The organism is Pseudomonas sp. 32_A (assembly GCF_017490905.1).
GTDB lineage: Bacteria > Pseudomonadota > Gammaproteobacteria > Pseudomonadales > Pseudomonadaceae > Aquipseudomonas > Aquipseudomonas inefficax.
In genome coordinates this window covers 1-518 of sequence record NZ_JAFGYI010000188.1, presented here as the reverse complement: position 1 = coordinate 518, position 518 = coordinate 1, and the positions used below count along the sequence as shown (strand labels likewise).

Here is a 518-nt window from a genome sequence, read left to right as displayed (position 1 = left end):
GCGCTGCCGATCGGCGACAGCAGGCCGAACGTCAGCGTATTGCCGATCGTCTCCGCGCCTTTGCCGGCGATCTCGATCAGATTGCCGAGCGTGTCGAAGAGGCCGCCTCCGTCGTAGTGGCCGCCCGAGACGTGGGCGATTTCCTGCGGGCTGAGTTCCTGCATCTTGGTTCTCCTGAAGAAAGTTCGGATTCGAAGCGTCCGGATTGACGAGCGGCCCGAAGGGCGTCAAGTCCCGCCGGCGTTCGGCGACGCCGGCGCGCGGCCGGCGTCGCAGCAGACGTTAGAGGCATTTCCGCTTGAAAGCTGTGCGTCAGGTGACGCATGCGATGCGTCAGGATGTGCCGCGCGCCGCGGCGGCGGCGCGGACGCGCGCCGGGCGGGATTGACAAACCGCGCGCGCTGCAGCAAGCTTGCGCACATGAATTCCCTTGGCTTTCGCATCGCGCACATTATTCGCACCATTCATCGAATGGTGGGTTAGCGCGCGTCCGAAAGCAGTCACAGCAAACCCGCCCC

At 65.3% G+C, this 518-nt stretch carries 1 protein-coding gene; it reads right to left on the bottom strand.

Annotated features, from left to right (window positions below):
• Positions 1-333: 333 nt before the first annotated feature.
• On the bottom strand, positions 334-518 hold a 185-nt coding region (locus J5M58_RS26215; RefSeq protein WP_207880249.1), incomplete at its 5' end, for a hypothetical protein.